This is a genomic window from Actinomadura sp. SCN-SB (genome assembly GCF_043906805.1).
Lineage (GTDB): Bacteria > Actinomycetota > Actinomycetes > Streptosporangiales > Streptosporangiaceae > Spirillospora.
On record NZ_JBIMPP010000021.1, the window covers coordinates 49,307 to 70,227 of the forward strand.

Here is a 20,921-nt window from a genome sequence, read left to right on the forward strand (position 1 = left end):
CGGCGCTTCGGGGTTGAAGACGACGGACTCTGGACGGGCGATGTTCTGGGAATGCCGTGTGGGCGCAGATACCCAGTAGAAGCCGCTGTAGCCGACATGGGCGAATGACCCGGGTGGGGCGCCGTCTCGCTCAAGTCGTGCGGTCGGCTCATCGCACCGTCGGTGCCCATTGTCGGGTGTGATTCCTCGGCCGGACGGGGTTTGTCCGGCCGAGGGTCCGTGGCACGGGTTCTAGGCGTGGCTGGCGATCATGATGAGGTTGCCGCAGGTGTCGTCGAGTACCGCGGTGGTCAGCGGACCCATCTGGGTGGGCTCCTGGGTGAAGCGCACGCCGAGTCCGCGCAGGCGCTCGTACTCCTTGTGGACGTCGTCGACGGCGAAGGAGGTGAAGGGGATGCCGTCGCCGGCCAGGGCCTCCTTGAAGGGCTTGGCGGCGGGGTGCTCGTCGGGTTCGAGGACCAGCTCGACGCCGTCGGGCTCTTCGGGGGACACCACCGTCAGCCAGCGGGACTCGCCTGCCGGCAGGTCGTTCTTCTTCTGGAAGCCGAGCGTCTCGGTGTAGAAGCGGAGCGCCTTCTCCTGGTCGTCGACGAGGACGCTGGTCACGTTGATCCTCATGTGGTTCTCCGTCCGTTGGGGCTGAGCCACCGCGTGACGATCGGTTCGAGCGGGCCGACGTTGATGTGGTGGAACTTGTACCGGCCCTCCCGCCGGGTCTCGACCAGTCCCGCGTCCTCCAGCACCGCGAGATGCTGCGAGATCGCCTGCCGGGACGAACCGAGCCCGTGTTTGTTGATGAGCCGGGTGCAGATCTCGAACAGCGTCTGCCCGTCCCGTTCGGTCAGCTCGTCAAGGATCGCCCTGCGGGTGGGGTCCGCCAGTGCTTTGAAGACGTCACCCACTCACCGAACGTTAGGCAAGCAACGACTTGCCTGTCAATGTCACGGGGCATCCGTACGCCACGGATGGTCGAACCGTTCGGGAGGCACGCCCCATGCGCCGAGCACGGCCGTCAGCGCGGCCTCACCGTCGGCCATCACCTGCCGGACCAGGACGGCGCCCAGGTCGTAGTCCTCTCCGTCCAGGTAGTCGGCGTCGTAGTCCCAGTGCCTCACGCGGTAGACGCGGGCACGGTCGGATCGCTTCCAGCCCTCACGTTCGGCCTGCTCGTCGGCCGGGGTGAGGAGCGGAAGGATCTCGACGAACGCCCGGCGGCCGGGGCCGGTGGACGGCACCTCGGCGACCAGGCGCCCGCCGAGCCGTAACGCGCTCAGCTTGCTTTTGGGCCAGGCGGCCTCCGCGGTCACCCCGCGAGGTTGGCGCGGAGGAATTCCAGGGTGCGGTTCCATGCCAGGCGGGCGGACTCCTCGTGGTACGAGGGACGCTGGTCGTTGAAGAAGGCGTGCCCGGCCGGGTAGACGTGGAAGGTCGGGGTGATGCCGGAGTCGCGCTCGATGGCGGCCTTGAGGTCGGGCAGCGCATCCACGGGGACGGATTGGTCCTTCTCCCCGTAGTGCCCCATGATCTGCGCCTTGAGGTTGCTGAAGTCGGGGCTCTCCCCGGCGCCGCCGTAGAACGGGACGGCCGCCGCGATCTTCTCTCCGGCGCGGGCGGCGAGGGTGAGGACGAACGCGCCGCCCATGCAGAACCCGACGGCCCCGACGCGGTCGCCGGTGACCTCGTCCATCGCGAGCAGGTGGTCGACCGCGCTGGACAGCAGGTCGACGGCCTCCCCCACGGGCAGTTCACGCGCCAGCCTGGCGGCGTCGCTGGTCTCGTGCACGACCCGGCCGCCGTACAGGTCGGGGGCGAGCGCCACGAACCCCTCGGCGGCGAAGCGGTCGGTGACATCGGCGATATGGTCGTCGAGCCCCCACCATTCCTGGATCACGATCAGCCCGGGGCCACGCCCCGAGGGAGGCATGGCCAGGTAGCCGTGTCCGTTGTCGAAGCTCATGTTCTGTCGGGAAGCCATGCACCGATCTTGGCCCCCGCCGGGACGCCCTGCAAGGGCGGCCCGGCGGGGGCGTCCGGGCGGGCGAGGCCGCGGCGGGGGCGGCGCCGATCGAGGTCGCCGCCGCCCCTGCCGTGCCGATGAACGCGCGCCGACTGACGGTTACGAGCGCCCCACCGGCTTGCTCTCGATGCTGTGGTCCCCGCGCAACTTCTGCACGTAGATGTACTCGCCATCGCTGTACGCGTGGTGAGGCCCGCGGGCCTTGCCCTTCTTCCCGTCCCAGACCAGGCGCCCGTCGACGTAGACGTCGACGCGTGAGCCGAAGGTCGGCACGCCCGCGCGTCCCTCGGTGCCACGAGGAGCCTCCAGCGAGGCGCGGTAGGTCCCCTTGGTGACCTTCCAGGACGCGTTCACCGGGCCGTAGGTGGTGGTGATGTTGCCCTGGGCGAACGACAGGTCGGCGGTGTGCGGCACGAAGTCGAACGTCCGGCCCGCGGTGCCGGTGGGGTTGAGGCCCAGCACGTAGAAGGTGAGCGCGGGGGTGGGGCCGGTCGCCCAGGAGTGCGCCATGCTCGTGTAGGAGCTACAGGTGGCGCAGCCGTCCTCGGGGTTGCGGAACGACTCCCAGAACGTGCTCTTGGTGCCCTCGGGGTGGTCGAGCATGTAGCCCCACTGGCGCCGGATGATCTCCACACCGGCCTTGTCGGCGGCCTGGCCGCCCGCCTGGAAGTGGGCGTTGACCTCCATCGAGCCGGAGAACACGCCCGGGTTGCCCTTGTTCTCCGGGGCGGTGGTGCCGATGGAGGTCCAGTTGCCGGTCAGGTAGTGGCTGATGCGGCGGGCCTTGGCGCGGTCGGCGAGGCCGTACCAGGCGGCGAGGGAGTTGCCGTCCTGGGGGTGGATGGTGGAGTCAGGGTAGAACCTGTACGCCCCGGCGGCCTCGTCCCACAAATGGGTGTTCACGGCGGTGCGCAAGGCCGCGGCCCGGCCGGCGTACGACTTGGCCAGCGCCTTGTCGCCCTGTGCGGTGGCCAGGCGCGAACCGGCGTCCAGCGCGCGCCACAGCAGCACGTTGGCGATGAGGTTCTCGCCCTTCTCCAGGATCCGCACCGAGTCGGACGTGCCGGTGATGGACAGCAGCCCCCGGTCGCTGAGCTTCGCCGTGCTGAAGTCGATGCCGCGCTTGTAGCCGTCCCACACCTGGTCCAGCCACCGCCGGTCGCCGGTGTAGTTGTAGTAGTCCCAGGTGGCGGCCAGGGTCCACAGGTGGTAGGTGTCCGAGCCGTACTTGTTCATCATCGGCCCCGAGTAGGGCAGCTCACCGGTGTCCCGCTGGTGCTGGTAGAGGGTGGTGAGCGCGTTGCGGGCCGACTCGGTGTCGTCGAACGCCGCGTACGCCGCCGGGATCTCGATGCCCAGGTCGCCCGGCCACACGGTGCGGTCGCGCTTGGCGCCGTCCACCAGGATCGTGTCGCCGACGCCGACGGTGCCGCCGTTGTCCCACAGCTCGGCGGGCGGCTCCCAGATCCGGCCGGTCTTGGGGGCGATGGTGTTGAGCTGGACGGTGTAGGCGCCCGCGTACCAGATCCGGTTGAGCAGGTCGTCGCTCGAATAGAAGTGGTTGGCGTAGCGGGCCGGGTCCTTCATCTTGGGGGCGGCGGTGAAGTGGAGGGAGACCCCGTCCAGCTCCACCCGGCCCGCCGACTCCAGGAAGATCGTCAGGTAGCGGTAGCCGCCGCGCAGGTACCGGGCCGGGGTCGTGTACGTGGTGCGGCCGTCGACGGCGGTGGTCAGCGCGCCGTCCCGGCTGCGCGGCCCGCCGGTGGAGGCGTCGCTGGTGGGGAAGCCCGCGTACCGGGACGACTCGGCGAAGGCCAGCCCGACCGTCTGGGGCCCGTCCGACCCGGCGAAGCTCACCGTGGTCAGGCCGCTGACCTCCTTGCCGAAGTCCAGCGTGAGGGACGCCCCGGCACCGCTGAGCGTGGTGCGGCGTCCTTTGAGCACGGCCTGCGGATCGATCACCTCGCCCTGGGTGGCGAAGACCGCGACCGGGCGGACCGTGCGGGTGGCCGGGGACAGGTTGTAGGCGTCCCAGGGCTTGGCGTGGCGCGGCCCTTCGGCCGTCGCCGCCGGGGCGCTGATCATGAGAGGGACGGTGACGGCGGCCAGGCCCAGCGTGAGGGCGGTTTTCCCCCTCAGCCGGTTGACTACGCTGGTGGTCATGGATTCCTCGTGTTCCGGTTCGTGACAGGACGGGATGGGGAGTTCGTGTGCGGGAGGGCGTTGCCGCGCCCTCCCGCACATGTGTCGGCTCAGGGGTGCTTGATCACCGCTTCGCCGTACGGGACCAGCCGGACCGGGCCGAGCAGCCCGTAGTTCTGCCGGGACGCCCCGCCGTAGACGGCGGCGTCGGCCACCCGCAGCCGGTTGATCAGGGTGGTGGCGACCTCGACCTCGATCGTGTTGGTGCCGCGCCGCAGGTACGGGCCGACGTCCACGATCGGGTTGAGCAGGTCCACGCCGGGCAGCCGGTGCCCGTTGACCGTGACCCTGCACGTGTCGAACACCTCACCGAGCTCCAGGTAGGCGCCCGGCCAGCCGTCCTTGCCCAGGTCGACGGTCGCGGTGTAGCGGCCGACCCCGGACACGTCGGCCAGCTCCGGGATCTGCGGCCACGGCTTGAGCTCGTCCAGGACGAGGTCGTGCCGGGTGGTCACCGTCTCGGTCGGGGTGCGTCCCGGCTGGAAGTCCTCGACCTGAAGCCGCCACTTCGACAGGGTCAGCGCGGCGGGCAGCTCCCCGATCGTGGAGCGGACGGTGCGGCCGCCCTCCAGGGTCGTGGTGTACGTCCCGGGCCGGGTGTCGCGGATCGCCAGCCGGTTCGTCGAGGCGACGCGGACCTCGGCCGCCTCGCTGGCGGTCGCGTACGGGGTCGCGTGTCCCTTGGGAGGCGCCAGGACGAACACCGTGGCCTCGCCCGGCTGCAGCGCCACCCGCAGCGTGACCGTGTCGCCGTCCGCCCGGTAGAGGGCGACCGGCTCGATCTCGCCCGTCCACAGGTCGAGCCGGTACGGCACGGCCTTCCGGTCGGTGCGGGTGAGGGTGACCTCGTGGTCGATGGGCGCGATCGGCGGCTTCGGCGTCTCGTTGTGCCGCCCGTTGACCAGGTAGTAGTAGTCCACGTTCCCGTCCACCCGCCGGGCGTGCAGGAGGGTGGAGGTCTCGTGGGTGACGTCCCGCCGCACGCCGAGGGCTTCGAGGGCGCCGGGCACCTCGGGCTCGGTGGCGACGACCTTCACCTTCGGCTGGTCGAACAGCTGCCGCAGGACCGCCCGCAGCCGCTCGTTCTCGCCGTCCTTGGCGACGCCCGGGACGGTGGCGGCGCTCCAGTCGCCCATGAACACCACCGGCAGGCCCTTGCGGGTGAGCGCGAGGATCCGCTCGGCCGCGGACACGGTGAGGGTGCTCTTCTTCCCGGCGAAGCGGTCGCCCTCGACGAACAGCGCCTTGTAGGCGGGGCCGTTCGGCGCCAGCCGCCCGCCGGAGACGGTGGCGCTGGGCAGCGACAGGATCGGCTCGCTGGCGAACGAGTGGGTCCAGCCGATCGGGATGCCGTTGGCGGTGAACCAGCCGGCGCCGATGCCGGTCTTGCTGTAGCCCTTCTGCCGGAACACGGCCACGTCGATCCGGTTCTTGCCGGCCTGCGTGATGCCGTGGACCCGCGCGAAGTAGTCGGCGACGTCCGGGACGTGCCGCCAGGTGGGCTGGCGCGGCCCCCACGACTCGGCGTACCCGATCCCGCCGTTGTACGGGGTGAACCCGGCGAACCCCGGCCAGTTGACGCCGGGCGCCGTCGCGTACGAGAAGCCGTGCAGGGTCGTCTGGTTGAGCCCGGCGGCGTACGCGCCGCCCATGGTGAGCAGCAGCTTCTTCCAGGTGGTGCTGTAGGCGCCACCCTGGTAGGCCCCGGCCTCGCAGGACAGCACCTTGCGCCCGCCCATGTCGCGGCCGCCCATCAGGGCGCGGTAGTCGTCGAGGTTCTTGAACCCGAGCGACTCGCCCTCCGGCCTGTCCAGGGTCGCCGCCACCCGGATGGAGTCGGTCTGGAGCCCGTACGGCTGGCCGCTCAGCTCCAGGCCGATCGAGTGCGCCCAGTCGGCCAGCGGCTTGAAGTGGTTGTCGTGGAACAGGTCGGAGACCGTCAGCCAGAAGTCGTGCCGGGCGTGCTCGGTGGTCTCCGCGTCGTAGGCGAACACCGGGTCCTCGTCGTTCAGGAGGACGACCGGCAGGTAGGGGCCCAGGTCGTAGCCGCGCCGCTTGCGGAACTCGGCGGCCAGGCCGGGCGTCCAGTTCAGCGCCTCGGTCTCCAGCTCGATCGAGTCCTCGAACAGCGCGCCGCCCGCCTGCCGGAGCAGCTTGCGGATCTTCGGGGTGAGCAGCCGCTTCTCCCAGAAGTCGATGACGGCCTGCGTCCCGGCGCGGCTGAAGTGGTCCACGACCGCCGCGTCGGGGGCGCTGTGCGGGCCCGACTCGGGACGCTGCCCGCTGCCGCGCCGCCAGTACGACAGCAGCACCCACTCGCCGTCGTCCGGCGCCGTCCAGGTGATCCGGCCGTTCCGGACGCGGGAGGTGAGGTCCTGCCAGGAGTCGCGGGCGAGGCCGATCACGTCACGGTTGTCGTAAGCCGGGTCTTTGCGGACGGCGTGGACGGCCTCCAGGTGCCGCTGGGTCACCCCGGGCTGGGGTGCGACGACGGGGTCGGGAACGGGGCCGTCGTGGGTCGCTCCCCCGGCCAGCGTGACCATCCCGTACGCCAGTTCCTGCACGGCGGCGGGGCTGTCGGGCGTGATGGAGGGCACGGCCGCGGGCCAGGCGGGGCCGATGGTGAGGTCCACGGTGATGCCGCGCTTGCGGGCCTGGTCCAGCGCGGCCTCGACGCCCGCGTTCCAGGCCGGGGTGCCCCAGCCGTGGTGTACCGGGTCGAGGACGGACTTGTCCTTGATGCTGTGGTGCAGCGCGACGATCTCGGCGCCGCCGAACCCGGCGTCGGCGATCTGGTCGATCTCCCGCCGGATCTCGGCGGGGGTGACGTGCGCGTCGGGCCACCACCAGCGGAACCGCGGCCGTACCTCCGCGCCGGGACGGGCGAAGTGGGCGGCGGGGAACGGCGCGGGGTCCGCGGCGGCGGTGCCCGGCCGTACCGAAAGGGGCAGTGCCGCGACGGCGCCCGCCGCGAGCCCTGCCTGCATCACCCGGCGCCTGCTCAGCGGCCGGGCGAATCCGTGTTGTTCCATGGGTTTCCTTGCGTGTTCTCGGTTCTTGCGTGTTATCGGTGACTCGGGGGGTCGGAGGGGTCGTCAGCGGCGGGACACCTCGAAGGTCCATGTGCCGGAGCCGACCTCGAAGATCCCGCGCCCGTTCCGGACGCCGGTCCAGCGGGCGCCCTTGGTGGCGTCGGGACGTTTGGTGCCGCCCAGCAGCGGGACCTCCACGCGGGCGGTGGCGCCCGGCGGGACGGTCACGTCCAGGCGGAGGGTGGTGCCGGTCCGGCGCCATGAGCTGGACGCCTTGCCGAAGGGGGTCTGGTGGTCGGCGCCCGCGGAGGTCAGGTCCCCCACCACCGCCGGGCGGATCAGCAGTTTCCGGTACGCGACCGAGTCGTCCGCCTGGCCCAGCCCGGCCAGCCCGGCGGCGAACCACTCGTCGATCGCGCCGAGCATGAAGTGGTTCTGAGAGTTGCCGGAGGTCGGGCCGTCCCAGTTCTCGGTGAGGGCGGTGGCGCCGTGCACCACCTGGTAGCCGTAGCTGGGGCTGGTGGTCTGCGTGGCGACCGCGTACACGATGTCGTCGCGGCCCGCCGCCGACAGCACGCGGAACACCGACGGCAGGGCGATCTCCCCGACGGTGAGGTGGTAGCCCTTGTCGCGGATGCTCCCGATCAGGTGGTCGAGGACGGCCTGGCGCCGGTCGGCCGGCACGATCCCCATGTCCAGGGCCAGGGCGTCGCATGCCTGGCTGCCGGACCCGTAGGTGTTCTCCTTGAGGTACTTGGCGTTGAACGCGTCGCCGATGCGGGCGGCCAGCGCGGTGTAGCGGGAGGCGTCCGCGTCCTCGCCGATGACCTCGGCGATCCGCGCGAGGGCCGTGGCGGCGCGGTGGTAGCCGAAGGTGGCGGTGACGCCGACCGGGGTGCTCGGGTCGAAGGTGATCCAGTCCCCCAGCCCGTAGTCGAGCAGGTCGCCCTCGGCCTTGCCGGACAGGTAGTCCAGGTACCGCCGCATGTTGCCGTAGTAGGTGCGCAGCGTGGCGGTGTCGCCGTAGGCGCGGTACATCTGCCACGGCGCGAAGATGATGACGTTGCCCCAGTTGGGGTCGTCGCGGAACCCGCCGCCGAACACGGTGTACTCCGGCGCGATGTCCGGGACGAGACCGTCGGCGGTCTGCGCCTCGGCGATGTTGCGCACGATCTCCGCGTAGTAGGCGGCCACGTCGTAGTTGCGGGCGACCGCGGGGAAGACCAGGTTGGCCTGCTCCAGCCAGCCCAGCTTCTCCCGGTGCGGGCAGTCGGTCAGGACCGAGTACATGTTGCCCTGCACCGCCCGGTCGATGATCTTGTGGATGTCGTTGATCAGGGGGTGCGAGCTGGTGAAGCCGCCCGCGCGCTCGTTGGCGGTGCGGAGCACCATCCCCGAGACGGTGTCCTCGTCCGGCGCCGACGGCAGCCCTTCCAGTTGCACGTAGCGGAAGCCGTGGTAGACGAAGCGCGGATGCCAGGTCTCCACGCCGTCGCCGGACAGGGTGTAGGTGTCCCAGATCGGCGAGCCGGTGGTGTGCTGGCTGACCGTGCCGTCGGCGGCGAGCAGCTCGCCGGGCCGCATCGTCACCCTCGTCCCGGCCGGGCCGCTGACGCGCAGCACCGGCCAGCCCGCGATGTTGGTGCCGAGGTCGGCCACGTACACCCCGTCCCGGGGCCGGGTGATCTTCTTGGTGCGGACGGTCTCCACGTGCTCGATCGGCGGCGCCGCCCGCGCGGTCAGCCGCGCGGTGGGCGGGTCGCGGCGGACGGCGGCGGCCCAGTCGCCGGGGACGCGCCGCGCGTCGTGGTCCTCGCCGCCGTACCAACCGCTGAACGTGGTGGCGCCCAGCGCGGTGCGCCAGCTCGGGTCGCTGCCGATCACGACACGGCGGCCGTCGCCGTAGGTGATCTCGAGCTGGAGGAGGAAGGCCGGGGCGCCGTCGCTGCGGGTGAGCTTCTGGTACCGGCCGGGGGTGGCGGGCACGTGCGCCATGCCGTTGCCCAGTTCCACGCGCAGGTCGTTCGCGCCACGGCGGAGCAGCCCGGTGACGTCGTAGGTGGAGTAGACCAGCCGTTCCTTGTGGTCGGTGTTCGGCGGTTCCAGGACGGCCCTGCTCACCGGGCGCCCGTTGACGGTGAGGTCGAGGACGCCCAGCGCGGTGGCGTAGAGACGCGCGCTCCGGATCCGCTTGCCCACATCGATCCGCTTGGTGAAGACCGGGACCGCCGACGGCGCGCGGCGCAGCGGTGGCGGCGCCTCCTGTCCTTCGACGGTCGCGGCCGTGTCGAAGGACGACCCGTCCGAGGAGGTCCGCACCGTGAAGTCCTCGGGGAAGTTGGCCGTCTTCCCGTCGTCGGTCAGCGTGTCGGTACGGGGGTAGAGGACGACCCGGTCGAAGCGGCGTTCGGCGCCGAGGTCCACCTGGACCCAGATGGGCGTGGCGAGGTCCTGTTCCTGGTGTTCCAGGCTGGTGTAGCCGAACGGGGCGCTCTCGCTGGTGAGCGATCCGTCGGTGGCCGCCTGCGGTTCCCACTGGCCCGGTGCCGTGTAGGTCTCGGAGGCGGTGACGGGGGCGTGCAGGGCCAGGTTCTCGCCCGCGTCGCCGTCCGCCACCACGATCTCGGCGAGTTGCAGCCGGGACACCTTGTACGGCCAGCCCTCCTTGAGGGGCAGGCCGAGCCGGGACACCTCCAGCCGGACGTAGCGGGCGGTGCGCGCGGGGAAGGTAATCGTGACGGGGTTGGGTTCGGGCTCGTTCCAGTCCGGGTGGCCGATCCAGGAGGCCGTCCAGTCGCCGGCGTCCAGCAGGCCCATCTCCCAGGACGATGGCTCGCTCCAAGGCGACGGGCGGCCCTGCGCGTCCCACACGCGGACCCGCCAGGAGACGCGCTGCCGGGACCGCAGGGGGCGGCCCGCGTACACGGCCGAGACCGCGGAGCCGCGGACCTTCCCCGAGTCCCAGAGCACCCCGTCGCCGGTCACCTTGATCTGGTACGCGGTCGGCGCCTGATCGCGGGGACCGGAAGCGAACCGCCAGCTGAGGGTCGGCGTGGTGTCGTCGATCCCCAGCGGCGAGCGCAGGTGGTCGACCCGCAGGTCGATGGGACGGAGGCCGGGTGTGGCGGGCGCGGCCTCGGCCGTCGCCGGCGCGACCGCTCCGGCGGCGCCCACGGCCGCCGCGGTGATGCCGCCCGCCTGGACGAAGCGGCGGCGGGAGATCGGTTCCGCCATGTCAGGCCACCGCCTTTCCGGCCACGACGGGGACGAGCAGCGATGCGGCGGAGACGTGGGCGAGAAGGACACGGCGGGTTCGAGGAAGGGACACGGGTCTGTCTCCTCAAGCGGGGGGTGCGGCGGGTGGCAAGAGGGGGGCGGCGGGAGAGCGGGCAGGGGACGCCCTCCCGCCGCGTGAGGACCGGCCGGCGGGTCACCCGGTGCCGGACGGCCTCGCCGAGAAGTGGTAGGTGCCGGAGCCGACGGTGAAGACGGCGGCCCCGTCCTGCATGCGGAGGAACCTGGCGCCGCTCTGCGACACCTCCGCCGCCGACCGGGCCGGAACCCAGACCTCGGCGGTGGTGTTCACGGGAACGGACACGGTGAGGTCGAACCGGCCGCCCTTGGCCGACCAGCTCGTCTCGATCGGGCCGTAGACCGAGTCATAGCGGCCGCTCGCCCGGTCCACGTCGCCGCCGGGGCGCGGGCGGATCACCGTGCGCCGGTAGCCGGGCTCGCCCGCGCTGATGCCGGCGATGTTCTCGTACATCCATTCGCCCACGGCGCCGTAGGCGTAGTGGTTGAAGGAGTTCATCCCGGCGTCCTGGAACGACCCGTCCGGCCTGATGGAGTCCCAGCGCTCCCACATCGTGGTCGCGCCACGGTCGATCTGGTAGCCCCAGGACGGGAAGGTGCGCTGGTGCAGCAGCCGGTACGCCACGTCGGTGTGCCCGGTGGCGGTCAGCACGGGCAGCAACTGCGGCGTCCCCAGGAACCCGGTGGACAGGTGCCAGTCGCGCGCCTCGATCAACTGCACGAGACGGTCGGCGGCGGGCTTGCGCGCCGCCTCGGGCAGCAGGTTCATCGACAGCGCCAGCACGTAGGCGGTCTGGGTGTCGCCCTTGATACGGCCATCGGTCACGTACGCCTTGGTGAACGCCTCGCGCACGCGCCCGGCCAGGTCGTCGTACTGCGCGGCCTCGTCCTCCTTGCCCAGGACGCGGGCGATGTCGGCGACCAGGTCGGTGACGTAGGCGAAGTAGGCCGTGCCGATGACGTCCTTGGGCGTCTCGTCGTTGATGTTGAGCCAGTCGCCGTACCCGGCGGCCGGTCGCAGCAGCCCGTTGCTGTTGTTCTCCAGGTAGGTGATCCACTTGCGCATCGCCGGGTAGTTCTGCTCCAGCACCCGCCGGTCCCCGTACGCCCGGTACAGGTTCCACGGCACGGTCACCCCGGCGTCGCCCCAGCCGGCGGCGCCCTCGCCGAGCCCGCCGATGCGGGGCGCGACGTCGGGGAAGGCGCCGTTGCTCCCCTGGGTGTCGCGCATGTCCTGCATCCACTTGCTCAGGAACCGCGCCGACTCCATGTTGTAGGTGGCGGTACGGGAGAACACGTTGATGTCGCCCGTCCAGCCCAGCCGCTCGTCCCTGGCCGGGGTGTCGGTCGGGATGGACAGGAAGTTGCCGCGCTGGCCCCAGGTGATGTTGCTGTGGAGCTGGTTGAGCATGCCGTCGTTGGTCTTGAAGTCCATGGTGAACGGCGCGGCCGTGTGCATCACCCTCCCGGTGACCGTGCCCTTGGACGGGGCGCCGGGCAGGCCGGTGACCTCGACGTACCGGAAGCCGTGGAAGGTGAACTCCGGCTCGTACACCTCGGTCCCGCCGCCGCGCAGCACGTAGGTGTCGGTGGCCTTGGCGGTGCGCAGGTTGGCGGTGTAGATGGTGCCGTCCTTGTTGAGCACCTCCGCGTGCCGGATCCTGACCTTCTGCCCCGCCTTGCCGGAGACCTTGAGCCGGACGGCGCCGACCATGTTCTGGCCGAGGTCGAACACGTGCACGCCGGGCCTGGGCTGCGTGATCTTCGCGGGGGTCAGCTCGCGCTCCACCCGGATCGGGGCGTCGATCTGGGCGGTCGGCCGCGCGGTGATGCCGGTGCCGGGCGACACCGGCCGCCACGCGGCGTCGTCGAACCCGGACTCGGACCAGCCGCGCTGTTCGAGGCGGGCGTCATAGGACTCGCCCATGAGCAGGTCGGCGCTGGTGACGGGGCCCGGCGACCAGCGCCAGCCGTCGCCGGTGGCGATCGTGTCGGTGGTGCCGTCGGTGTAGCGCACTTCGAGCTGGGCGCGCAGCCACGGCTGGTCGCCGTACTGCCGGGGTCCGAACATCCCGACCGACCCGGAGTACCAGCCGGGGGCGAGCGCGACGCCGATGGCGTTGTCGCCGTGCCGCAGCAGTCCGGTCACGTCGTAGGTCTGGTACTGGACGCGGGTGTCGTAGTCGGTCCAGCCGGGGGCCAGGACGTCCTCGCCCACCCGGTGGCCGTTGATCTCGGCCTTGTAGAGGCCGAGGGCGGTGGAGTAGAGGCGTGCCTGCGCGACGTGCTTGCCGCTGAGGCGGAACTCGCGGCGCAGCAGCGACGCCCCGGGCGGTTCGGGCTCGGCCTGGACGCCGCCCCAGGGGCCCGAGCCCCAGGCGGCGAGGACCTTGGCGGCCTGCCAGGAGGAGTCGTCGTAGTCGGTGGCCTGCCAGTCACCGGACGGCTCGTCCTTCACCGTGCGCCAGTCACCGGAGGTGTCGATCGTACGGACGCCCTCGGCGGTGGTGACCTCCAGCCGTCCCAGCAGGCCCGCCGGGCTCGGCCTGTTGACCGCGATGTTGGTGGCCTTCACCGCGATCGTGTTGCGGCCCTGCCTCAGCTTGCCCGTCACGTCCACGAAGACCGGGCGGCGCCATGCGTCGTTGCCCGGCTCCACGTCGGCGACCTGCTCGCCGTTGATCCACGCGGTGAAGCCGTCGTCGGCCGTCATCACCAGACGGCCCTTCTGCGCGGCGGCCGCCAGGTCGAACGACCCGCGGAAGTACCGCGTCCCTTCGGGGGCGTCGGCGGCCGGGTCGCCCTCGGGGTACCAGACCCATGACGCGCCGCTGAAGCTCGGCGGGGCGGTCGGGTCGGCGGGCTGGGGACGTCCCCAGGGACCCGAGCCCCAGGCGGCGGCGACCTTGGCGGCCTGCCAGGAGGAGTCGTCGTAGTCGGTGGCCTGCCAGTCACCGGACGGCTCGTCCTTCACCGTGCGCCAGTCACCGGAGGTGTCGATCGTACGGACGCCCTCGGCGGTGGTGACCTCTAGCCGTCCCAGCAGGCCCGCGGGGCCGGCGGAGGCGTTGGTGGCCTTCACCGCGATGGTGTTGCGGCCCTGCCTCAGCTTGCCCGTCACATCGACGAGGACGGGGCGCCGCCAGTTGTCGTTGCCCGCCTCGACGTCGGCGACCTGCTCGCCGTTGACCCAGGCGGTGAACCCGTCGTCGGCCGTCATCACCAGACGGCCCCTCTGCGCGGCACCCGTCAGGTCGAACGACCCGCGGAAGTAGCGGCTTCCGGCCGGTGCGCCGGAGGCCGGGTCGCCCTCGGGATACCAGATCCACGAGGTGCCGCTCAGCGCCGGAGGCTTGTCGGGGTCGGCGGACGCGCCGATCCAGCCGCCCTTCCATTCGGCCGGGTCCAGCAGACCGGTCTCCCACCAGGACGGCTTGCTCCAGGACGAGGCCCGGCCGTGGGCGTCCCAGACACGGACCGTCCAGTGGTAGCGGGTGCGCGGCTTGAGCGCCGGCCCACGGTACGGGACCAGCACGGACTGGCCGGAGGCGACCTTGCCGCTGTCCCACACGTCCCCCGTGGCGAGCTTGGCCGGGCTGGACGCGACGTGGATCTCGTACGCGGACTGCGACTGGTTCCGCTCCGGGGATCCGAGCCGCCAGCTCAGCCGCGGGGCCGGGTCGTCGAGCCCGAGCGGTCGCTCGCCGTACTCGGTGGTGGTGCTCAGCACCCGGACGCCTCCGCCCTCGGGCGCCGCCAGCGCGGCGCCTCCCGACGTGACGACCAGGACGAGGGCTGCGGGGAGGACGAGGAGCGTGGATCGAGACCGTTGTCGGTGCTGCGTCGGCCGCTGCGGCGTTCGCACGGGCTTTCCTCCAGGGTTTTCGGGCACGGCGAACCAGGCCCTCGGCCATGCGGGCGCGCACGCGTCATGGCACGGCCGGGGCCGGTTCCCCGCGGCCAGGGTGGGATCCCCCGATCACACTTGCGTTGAGGAGCGGAAAGGTCGCCGGCTACGCGCCGGGTATCAGGGACGGACCTCCGTGAACTCCAGGTCCATCAGGTCGGCCAGGGCCTTGAGGTCGGCGACGCGGTGGCCGGTGCCCAGCGCCCAGTGGTGGGAGATGCCGGTGGCGCTCCACTCGTCGACCCACTCGCCCGGGTCGCAGCCGAAGTCGACCCGCGAGGTGGTGTTGCCGATCTGCAGCAGCGGGCCGTCCACGGTCTCGCCCTCGGACGCCACGAACCCGAACCGGCCGTCCCTGCGCTGGATGATCCCGAACGCGGTGACCGGGCCGTGCTTGACGTCGAACTCGACCGACACGCCGTACCCGCGCTTGCCGTGGTAGACGCCGAGCCCGCGCAGCAGCGGCTTGCGCGCGCTGATGGCCAGGTGGGCGGGGCCGTCATGGCCCATCTCCACATGGCCGCGGTGGAAGTCCAACGCCTGCAGCTCGGTGAACGAGCCGCCCGCGCCGAGCCGGTCGGCGATCAGCATGGCCAGCGAGGTGCGCAGCTCGTACTCCCCCGCCGCCGGGATGCCACGCGCCGTCAACAGCGACGCGCCCAGGATCATCCCGGCGCCCAGCCGCTCGTGGATCTCGCCGTCCAGGCCCCGGTGGTAGTAGGCCAGGCTGTCCAGGCCGAAGTCCTCCACCAGGCGGTCCAGGCCGACGGAGACGCGGGCGGCCCAGCCCAGGTCGTCCTCGTTCACCGAGTCGGCCAGCTCGAAGATCTCGCGGGCCTCGTCCACCTTGGCCTTGGCCTCGGTGTCGGTGACCTTCTCCACCCGCACCCGCAGGTCGTCGAACTCCAGCACCTCGACGTGCCCGCCGAAGTTGGCGCTGACCAGGGTGAGGTCGGTGGACACGTCCAGCATGCCGGGGTACAGGTGCCCCATCAGGCCGTGCCGGCCCCTGCGCAGCGCGGCCCGGACGCCCGCGGCACGGACCCAGCGCCCGATCTTCGCCCAGGCGCGCTCGTCCTCCACGTACCCCGACACCGACCGGAACGGGATCCCGCAGCGCTGGAACGCGTTGGCCATCTCCGGCAGCGGGCAGGCTCCGCAGTAGGCCAGCCACTGGCCGGTGTCGAAGGTCGCGTGGTCCATCGACTCGGTCGGCTGCAGGTTGATCAGCAGGACGGGCGCGCCGGACCGCTGGGCGATCGGCACCAGCATGGTGGCGGTCATGTAGGTGGTGAGGAAGCCGACGATGAGGTCGCACCCGGCGACCCGCAGCTTCTCCGCCGCGGCGGCGCCCTCCTCCGCGTCGGAGATGAACCCGACGTCCACGACCTCGACCTCGGCGCCCAGGTCGCGCATCCGTTCCGACACGCGTGCGGCGGAGCGCTTGAGCTGGGGCAGCAGATCCGGGAACTGGGGCCAGTAGGCGCCCAGCCCACCGGCCACCAGCCCCACTCGTACCGTGTTCGTGGCCATGTCTCGCTCCAATCGGTCTCTGCGTCAGTGGTCGCCGGTTCGGCCGTCGCCGGTCAGCGGAGGAAGGCCGCGGCCACCCCCGCGTCCACGGGGATGTGCAGGCCGGTGGTGTGGGTGAGGTCCCCGCCGGTGAGGGCGAAGACGGCGGCGGCGACATGCTCGGGCAGCACCTCCCGCTTCAGGAGCGTGCGCTGCGCGTAGAACTCGCCGAGCTTCTCCTCCTCCACCCCGTAGACCGCGGCGCGCTGCGCGCCCCAGCCCCCGGCGAAGATCCCCGAGCCGCGGACGACGCCGTCGGGGTTGATGCCGTTGACGCGGATGCCGTGCTCGCCCAGCTCCGCGGCCAGCAGCCGCACCTGGTGCGCCTGGTCGGCCTTGGTGGCGCCGTAGGCGACGTTGTTGGGCCCCGCGAACACCGCGTTCTTGGACGAGATGTAGACGATGTCGCCGCCCAGGTTCTGGTCGATCATGACGCGGGCGGTCTCCCGGGAGACCAGGAACGAGCCCCGCGCCATCACGTCGTGCTGGAGGTCCCAGTCGGCCGCCGTGGTCTCCAGCAGCGGCTTGGAGATCGACAGCCCGGCGTTGTTGACGACCAGGTCGATCCCGCCGAAGGCCAGCACCGCCTCCCGGACGGCACGGGCGATCTGGTCCTCGTCGGTGACGTCCACGGCCACCGCGATCGCCACGTCCTCCTGCCGCGGCGCGCCGGCGCCGATCTCCGCCGCGACCTTCTCGGCCCCGGCGAGGTCGCGGTCGGCGACCACCACGCAGGCGCCCTCGGCCGCCAGCCGCCGCGCCGTGGCCGCGCCGATGCCCGAGCCGCCGCCCGTGACCAGCGCGACACGGGTCGCCAGCGGCTTGGGCCGGGGCATCCGGCGAAGCTTGGCCTCCTCCAGTTCCCAGTACTCGATCCGGAACTTCTCCGACTCGGGGATGGGCGCGTACGTGGACAGCGCCTCGGCGCCCCGCATCACGTTGATCGCGTTGACGTAGAACTCGCCCGCCACCCGCGCGGTCTGCTTGTTGGCGCCGAAGCTGAACATGCCGACGCCGGGCACCAGCACGATCGCCGGGTCGGCGCCGCGCATCGGCGGGGAGTCGGGCGTCGCGTGCCGCGCGTAGTAGGCCGCGTACTCCTCACGGTAGGCGGCGTGCAGCTCACGGAGCCTGGCGGTCACCCGGTCGAGCGGCGCGTCCGGCGGCAGGTCCAGGACCAGCGGCGCGACCTTGGTGCGCAGGAAGTGGTCCGGGCACGAGGTGCCGAGCGCGGCGAGACGCGGGTGCTCGGCGCGGGAGACGAAGTCCAGCACCTCGGGGCTGTCGGTGTAGTGGCCCACCTGCGGCCTGTCGGTGGACGCCAGGCCGCGCAGCAGCGGGAACAGCGCGGCGGCGCGCTCGTGCCGCTCCGCCTCCGGCAGCGTCGCGTACACCACCGCGCCGAACGGGTCGGGCCGGCCGTGCTCGGCGATGTACGCCTCGGCGGTACGGATGATCTCCAGCGAGTTGGCCTGGCACTCCTCGCTGGTGTCGCCCCACGCGGTGATGCCGTGCCCGCCCAGCACCACCCCGATGGCCTGCGGGTTGTCCTTCTTGATCGCCGCGATGTCCAGGCCGAGCTGGAACCCGGGGCGCCGCCACGGCACCCACAGCACCCGGTCGCCGAAGATCCGCCGGGTCAGTTCCTCGCCGTCGGCGGCCGTCGCGATCGCGATGCCCGAGTCCGGGTGCAGGTGGTCGACGTGCGCGGCCTCCACCAGGCCGTGCATGGCGGTGTCGATGGACGGGGCCGCGCCGCCCTTGCCGTGCAGGCAGTAGTCGAACGCGGCCACCATCTCGTCCTCGCGCTCGACGCCGGGGTAGACGTCCACGAGGGCGCGCATGCGGTCGAGGCGGAGCACCGCGAGCCCCGCCTCGGTGAGCGTGCCGAGGTCGCCGCCGGAGCCCTTGACCCACATCAGCTCGACGTCCTGCGCGGTCACCGGGTCGGTGACGGTGCCTTTGGCCGAGGCGTTGCCGCCCGCGTAGTTGGTGTTGCGCGGGTCCGAGCCCAGGGTGTGCGCCCGCTCCAGCAGTTGCTCCACCTGGGGCGGAGTGGCGGTCATCGGAAGGTCTCCTTATAGATGTGCGATGGGTGTGCGTAGCTTCGCGTAGGTGTGCGTGGGGTCGTCGAGCCGGGGTCGATGACGCCGATCCGGGCCGGGCCGGTCAGGCCCCCCACCCGGCCGCCTGCCCGTCCTTGCGCTCGGCCACCACCTTCTCGTAGTAGCCGGACGCCTTGTACGCGGCGATCGGGTCGGGGTCCAGGCCCATGTCCTCGCGGACCTCGGCCAGCAGCGGGCGGACGTCGGTGTTGTAGGCGTCCATGAACACCGCGTTGGCGCCCAGCACGTCACCGGCGTCCTGCGCGGCGTGCAGCGCGTCCCGGTCCACCAGCAGGGCCTTGGCGGTGGCCTCCTGCACGTTCATCACCGACCGGATCTGCCCCTGGATCTTGGGCTCGATGTTGTGGCACTGGTCGAGCATGAACGCCACGCCGGCCTCCGGCTCGTACCCGCCGCCGCGCACCACCTCGTACATGATGCGGAACAGCTGGAACGGGTCGGCGGCGCCCACCATCAGGTCGTCGTCGGCGTAGAAGCGGGAGTTGAAGTCGAACGCGCCCAGCTTGTCCTCGCGCAGCAGGAACGCCACGATGAACTCGATGTTGGTGCCCGGCGCGTGGTGGCCGGTGTCCACGCACACCTTCGCCTTGTCGCCGAGCTTGACGCAGTGCGCGTACGAGGTGCCCCAGTCCGGCACATCGGTGGTGTAGAACGCGGGCTCGAACAGCTTGTACTCCAGCAGGAACCGCTGGTCGTCGCCGAGCCGGTCGTACACGGCGGCCAGCGCCTCGGCCAGCCGGTCCTGGCGGGCGCGGATGTCGTCCTGGCCCGGGTAGTTGGTCCCGTCGGAGAACCACAGCTTCAGGTCGCGCGACCCGGTCTGGTCCATGATGTCGACGCATTCCAGCAGGTGGTCCAGCGCCTTGCGGCGCACCGCCGGGTCCGGGTTGGTGACGCTGCCCAGCATGTAGTCGTCGTCCTGGAAGACGTTGCTGTTGATCGCCCCGATCGCCACGCCCTGGTCCTTGGCGTGCGCGGCGAGCGCGGCGTAGTCGTCCACCCTGTCCCACGGGATGTGCAGGGCGACGCTGGGCGCCACGCCGGTGAACTTGTGCACCTGCGCGGCGTCGTCGATCTTCTCCTGCGGAGTGCGCGGCACACCCTGCTGCGCGAACACCTTGAACCGGGTGCCGGAGTTGCCGTACGCCCACGAGGGAGTCTCGATGTGCTGGCGGCGAAGAGCGTCCTTCACCGCACTCCTGTCGGTCACGGGGTTACCTCTCCCTTCAGCGGCTTGGGGGGTGTCTCAGTCCAGGTGGAAGACCTCGGTGAGCAGCCGCATGCCCTCGTCGGGGCGGCCGTCCAGGTCCTCGAAGAACGGCGCCATCTCGGCCTGCCAGCGCGCGTTGACCTCGGTGCGCGCCATGCCCTCCTGCGCCTTCTCGAAGTCCTCGGTCTCCAGATAGCCGACCAGCAGCCCGTCCTCGCGCAGGAAGAGCGAGTAGTTGTGCCAGCCCGTGTCGCGCAGAGCGGCCAGCATGTCCGGCCACACGTGCGCGTGCCGTTCCCGGTACTCCTCCAGCCGGTCCTGCTTGACCTTCAGCAGGAAGCAGACGCGTTTCACGAGGTCCCTCCTGGATTCCCGTCCCGCCGCGGCCTGATAGGGAGCGCCGCGGCGGGACGGGGCGAACGGGGATGGGGATCAGAAGTCGTACTGATCGATGTTGTTCTTGTCGAAGACCGTGGGCGGCCCGAGGATCACCTCGCCGTTGGCGCCGATGGTGCGGGAGCCGAGCTTGCCGGCCTTGAAGGTCTCACCCTGCTGGCCGGTGATCTGGCCGGACGCCAGCGCGGCCGCCGCGTAGGACGCCAGGTAGCCCAGGTTCTTGGGGTCCCAGAGCGCGAACTTCTGGACGGTGCCGTCCTTGACGAACTGGCGCATCTGGTTCGGGGTGCCCAGGCCGGTCAGCGTGACCTTGCCCTTGTACTTGGAGCCGCTGATGTAGCGCGCCGCGGCGGCGATGCCGACCGTGGTCGGGGAGATGATGCCCTTGAGGTTCGGGTACGCCTGGAGCAGGCCCTGGGTCTGCTGGAACGACTTCTGGTCGTCGTCGTCACCGTAGGCGATCTTGACGAGCTTCAGCCCGGAGTACTCCGGCTTCTTCAGCTCGTCCTGCATGAAGCGGATCCAGGTGTTCTGGTTGGTGGCGTTGGCGGTGGCGGACAGGATCGCGATCTCGCCCTTGCCGCCGATCATGTCGCTGAGCAGCTTGACCTGGCTGCGCCCGATCTCCTCGGAGCTGGCCTGGTTGATGAACAGGTTCCGGCAGTCCTTGGCGGTGTCGGAGTCGTAGGCCACCACCTTGATGTTGCGGGACATGGCCTGCTTCAGCGGGCCGCACACCGCGTTCTCGTCGTTGGCGGCGATCAGGATCGCGTCGTGCCGCTGCTGCACCAGCGTGTTGATGTAGGACACCTGCGAGGAGGCCGAGGCGTCGGACGGGCCGACCTCCTTGGCCTCGCCGCCGTACTCCTTGGCGGCCTCGATGCCGGCCTTGTCGACGATCGTCTCGTAGGGGTTGTTGACCTGCTTGGGCAGGAAGGCGATCTTCAGGCCCTTCTTGATGGGCGCGTTGGGGTTGGCCGAGGCCGCCCCGCCACCGGCGGCGCCGCCTTCGGACGAGGACGACTCCTTGGTCGTGCCACCACAAGCGGCCAGCGAGAGGGCCAGAACGCTCACGCTCGCGATCGCCGCGAGACGGCGCGGAGCGCGCAGACGGACGGTCATGGTCGTTGCCTTTCAGGGTGGGTCA

13 protein-coding genes are annotated in these 20,921 nt (G+C 71.3%); all 13 read right to left on the bottom strand.

What is annotated here, in order from left to right; all coding sequences use genetic code 11:
• Nucleotides 1–231 precede the first annotated feature (231 nt).
• Nucleotides 232–618, bottom strand: coding sequence for a VOC family protein (locus tag ACGWYJ_RS16160; protein ID WP_395106795.1), 387 nt, complete (start codon nt 616–618; stop codon nt 232–234).
• The gene (locus ACGWYJ_RS16165; protein WP_395106796.1) at nt 615–902 is read right to left on the bottom strand and encodes an ArsR/SmtB family transcription factor; all 288 of its coding nucleotides are present in this window, start codon (nt 900–902) and stop codon (nt 615–617) included. Before ACGWYJ_RS16165 ends, ACGWYJ_RS16160 begins: the two co-directional genes overlap by 4 nt.
• A gap of 39 nt (nt 903–941) precedes the next feature.
• Nucleotides 942–1,307 carry a hypothetical protein gene (locus tag ACGWYJ_RS16170; RefSeq protein WP_395106797.1) on the bottom strand — a complete coding sequence of 122 codons (366 nt, stop codon included), beginning with the start codon at nt 1,305–1,307 and terminating at the stop codon, nt 942–944.
• The gene (locus ACGWYJ_RS16175) at nt 1,304–1,975 is read right to left on the bottom strand and encodes a dienelactone hydrolase family protein (RefSeq protein ID WP_395106798.1); all 672 of its coding nucleotides are present in this window, start codon (nt 1,973–1,975) and stop codon (nt 1,304–1,306) included. The genes ACGWYJ_RS16170 and ACGWYJ_RS16175 overlap by 4 nt, the downstream gene beginning before the upstream one ends.
• 141 nt (nt 1,976–2,116) lie before the next feature.
• Nucleotides 2,117–4,180 carry an alpha-L-rhamnosidase C-terminal domain-containing protein gene (locus tag ACGWYJ_RS16180; RefSeq protein ID WP_395106799.1) on the bottom strand — a complete coding sequence of 688 codons (2,064 nt, stop codon included), beginning with the start codon at nt 4,178–4,180 and terminating at the stop codon, nt 2,117–2,119.
• An 89-nt stretch (nt 4,181–4,269) separates the two neighbouring features.
• A complete protein-coding gene (locus ACGWYJ_RS16185) occupies nt 4,270–7,251 on the bottom strand; it encodes a glycosyl hydrolase (protein WP_395106800.1) in 2,982 nt (993 codons plus the stop codon).
• A gap of 63 nt (nt 7,252–7,314) precedes the next feature.
• Nucleotides 7,315–10,485: a family 78 glycoside hydrolase catalytic domain gene (locus tag ACGWYJ_RS16190; RefSeq protein WP_395106801.1), complete on the bottom strand. Its 3,171-nt coding sequence runs from the start codon at nt 10,483–10,485 to the stop codon at nt 7,315–7,317.
• A gap of 196 nt (nt 10,486–10,681) precedes the next feature.
• Nucleotides 10,682–14,428: a family 78 glycoside hydrolase catalytic domain gene (locus ACGWYJ_RS16195; RefSeq protein WP_395106802.1), complete on the bottom strand. Its 3,747-nt coding sequence runs from the start codon at nt 14,426–14,428 to the stop codon at nt 10,682–10,684.
• Nucleotides 14,429–14,590: 162 nt separating this feature from the next.
• Entirely contained in the window at nt 14,591–16,003 is a 1,413-nt protein-coding gene (locus ACGWYJ_RS16200) for an arabinose isomerase (RefSeq protein WP_395106803.1), read from the bottom strand.
• Nucleotides 16,004–16,056: 53 nt separating this feature from the next.
• Nucleotides 16,057–18,108 (bottom strand): bifunctional aldolase/short-chain dehydrogenase, encoded by a 2,052-nt coding sequence (locus tag ACGWYJ_RS16205; RefSeq protein WP_395106804.1) that lies wholly within the window; start codon nt 18,106–18,108, stop codon nt 16,057–16,059.
• A 103-nt stretch (nt 18,109–18,211) separates the two neighbouring features.
• Nucleotides 18,212–19,378, bottom strand: a complete 1,167-nt coding sequence (rhaI, locus tag ACGWYJ_RS16210; RefSeq protein ID WP_395106805.1) for an L-rhamnose isomerase — start codon at nt 19,376–19,378, stop codon at nt 18,212–18,214.
• Nucleotides 19,379–19,414: 36 nt separating this feature from the next.
• Nucleotides 19,415–19,732 carry an L-rhamnose mutarotase gene (locus tag ACGWYJ_RS16215; RefSeq protein WP_395106806.1) on the bottom strand — a complete coding sequence of 106 codons (318 nt, stop codon included), beginning with the start codon at nt 19,730–19,732 and terminating at the stop codon, nt 19,415–19,417.
• Between the two features lie 78 nt (nt 19,733–19,810).
• A complete protein-coding gene (gene rhaS / locus ACGWYJ_RS16220; RefSeq protein WP_395106807.1) occupies nt 19,811–20,896 on the bottom strand; it encodes a rhamnose ABC transporter substrate-binding protein in 1,086 nt (361 codons plus the stop codon).
• Nucleotides 20,897–20,921: the final 25 nt, after the last annotated feature.

Bases quoted from the DNA above. Each gene is read 5' to 3' on its own strand.
- ACGWYJ_RS16190 (WP_395106801.1), bottom strand. From the start codon at position 10,485: ATGGCGGAACCGATCTCCCGCCGCCGCTTCGTCCAGGCGGGCGGCATC.
- ACGWYJ_RS16160 (WP_395106795.1), bottom strand. From the start codon at position 618: ATGAGGATCAACGTGACCAGCGTCCTCGTCGACGACCAGGAGAAGGCG.
- ACGWYJ_RS16180 (WP_395106799.1), bottom strand. From the start codon at position 4,180: ATGACCACCAGCGTAGTCAACCGGCTGAGGGGGAAAACCGCCCTCACG.
- ACGWYJ_RS16185 (WP_395106800.1), bottom strand. From the start codon at position 7,251: ATGGAACAACACGGATTCGCCCGGCCGCTGAGCAGGCGCCGGGTGATG.
- ACGWYJ_RS16200 (WP_395106803.1), bottom strand. From the start codon at position 16,003: ATGGCCACGAACACGGTACGAGTGGGGCTGGTGGCCGGTGGGCTGGGC.
- rhaS (WP_395106807.1), bottom strand. From the start codon at position 20,896: ATGACCGTCCGTCTGCGCGCTCCGCGCCGTCTCGCGGCGATCGCGAGC.
- ACGWYJ_RS16175 (WP_395106798.1), bottom strand. From the start codon at position 1,975: ATGGCTTCCCGACAGAACATGAGCTTCGACAACGGACACGGCTACCTG.
- ACGWYJ_RS16205 (WP_395106804.1), bottom strand. From the start codon at position 18,108: ATGACCGCCACTCCGCCCCAGGTGGAGCAACTGCTGGAGCGGGCGCAC.